2 protein-coding genes are annotated in these 2,107 nt (G+C 50.9%); both read right to left on the reverse strand.

The genetic code is table 11. The annotated features are described in order from the left end of the window. Positions 1 to 410, reverse strand: a 410-nt coding sequence (locus ABYP33_RS18820) for a 3-hydroxyacyl-CoA dehydrogenase NAD-binding domain-containing protein (protein WP_373092852.1), incomplete at its 3' end; no start/stop codon positions are given. Between the two features lie 275 nt (positions 411 to 685). Then, positions 686 to 2,098 (reverse strand): mannose-1-phosphate guanylyltransferase/mannose-6-phosphate isomerase, encoded by a 1,413-nt coding sequence (locus tag ABYP33_RS18825; protein ID WP_373092854.1) that lies wholly within the window; start codon positions 2,096 to 2,098, stop codon positions 686 to 688. Positions 2,099 to 2,107: the final 9 nt, after the last annotated feature.

The raw sequence follows: 2,107 nt of genomic DNA on the forward strand, positions 1-2,107 counted from the left end.
ACCTCTGCAACACAGGCGCTCACCTTATCGGCAGTACCCACCGGCACCGTGGATTTATCCACAATAATCTTGGGCGACTCCATATACGTGGCAATGGTCTTTGCCACTGCCAACACATACTGTAAATCGGCAGAGCCATCTTCGTCTGGCGGCGTACCCACCGCAATAAACTGAATACGACCATGCTTAACACCGAGCGCGGCATCGGTGGTGAACTGCAAACGACCCGCCTCGTAATTGCGCTGCACCAACGGCGTTAAACCGGGTTCATAAATAGGGATAATGCCCTTTTTAAGGTTCTCGACCCGCTCGGCATTAATATCGACACACACCACATCATGGCCAACCTCAGCCAAAACAGCGGCCTGCACAAGGCCCACATAACCAATACCAAAAACAGTAACTTTCATTGAATAAGACCACAAGAAGCATAAATATGGCAGGAGTGTATCACAGAGAAAAACCACGAAAGTAGCAGGCAATCGCTGAAATGGCGCAACACGGCAAGGCATGGACAAAAGGCTGACGCGGGACGTTTGATGCAACGGCATTCGCTGCGCTCATATGGTTCCCTGCCTTCGCAGGGATGACAAAATAAAATTATGAAGTTGAGCTTTCAGTCACCCCTGCGCAGGCAGGGGTCCATCTCAGCAACGAAGCGCAAAAATACGCTACCTGCCTATAACTAAGCCTTAGGCACCCTTCCATACCTATCTTCAAAGCGCACTATATCGTCTTCACCCAAATACGAGCCCGACTGCACTTCAATTAATTCCAGCGGAATCACCCCAGGGTTTTCCAAGGCATGCACAACCCCAACCGGAATATACGTCGATTGGTTTTCCGTCAGCATTATCTCTTTATCGCCATTGGTTACCTTGGCGGTACCCGACACCACAATCCAATGCTCGGCGCGGTGATGATGCATTTGGACCGACAATTTCGCCCCCGGCTTTACGGTAATCCGCTTAACCTGATAACGCTCACCATTGTCGATAGAGTCGTAAACACCCCACGGCCGATAAACATGACGGTGCTGCGAAACCTCACTGCGATTCTGCGCCTTTAAAGCCTCAACAATCTTTTTAACATCTTGCACCTGGTCTTTAGCTGCCACCAACACCGCATCGTTAGTTTCAACCACCACCACATTGTCTAAACCCACCGTGGCCACCAAACGGTGCTCTGCGCGAATATACGAGTTAACAGTATTGTGGCTCAGCACATCACCACTGCTCACATTACCAGATGCGTCTTGGTCGCCAATTTCCCACAGCGACGACCACGCCCCCACATCACTCCAACCCGCAGAAAGCGGCACCACCACTGCTTTGTCGGTTTTTTCCATCACCGCATAATCAATAGATTCATCTGGGCAGGCCATAAAGGCATCGGCATCTATACGTAAAAAATCTTTATCGCGCTGACGATTCCCAAAGGCCTTTTCACAAGCCGCATAAATATCGGGCCTAAACGCCTTTAGCTCATTCAAATACACATCGGCGGCAAACAAGAACATGCCACTATTCCAATAATAGCCACCGGCATCCATATAGCTCTGTGCTGTAGCTGCATCCGGCTTCTCAACAAAACGAGAAACCCCATACGCCCCGCCCTGACCAACGACCTCAGCGCCGCGCTGAATATAGCCATAACCGGTATGCGCAGACTCGGGAACAATCCCAAAGGTCACTAAATTTCCCGCCTCAGCCTGCACCTGCGCTACTTCAACCGCCGCATGAAACGCCGCCACATCATTAATCACATGATCTGCCGCCATAATCAGCAACAACGGCGCTTTATCCCCTGCAGACTCAAGCGCATCAAAGGCCGCCAGCGCAATTGCCGGTGCCGTATTACGACCTACAGGCTCTAAAATAATAGAACTTAATTCAGCGCCAAAATCCTGGGCCTGCTGCGCCACCACAAAGCGGTGCTCTTCGTTGCAAATAACCGACGTACTGCCAACACTCAAACCATCGACCCGCGCAAGCGTGGCTTGCAGCATGGTGTCTTTTCCCACTACCGATAAAAACTGTTTGGGGAATAAACTTCGACTAGAAGGCCATAAACGGCTTCCACTTCCGCCCGCCATAATGACTGCCTG

The sequence above is a fragment of the Zhongshania sp. genome (assembly GCF_041584495.1).
In the GTDB taxonomy this organism is placed as follows: domain Bacteria; phylum Pseudomonadota; class Gammaproteobacteria; order Pseudomonadales; family Spongiibacteraceae; genus Spongiibacter.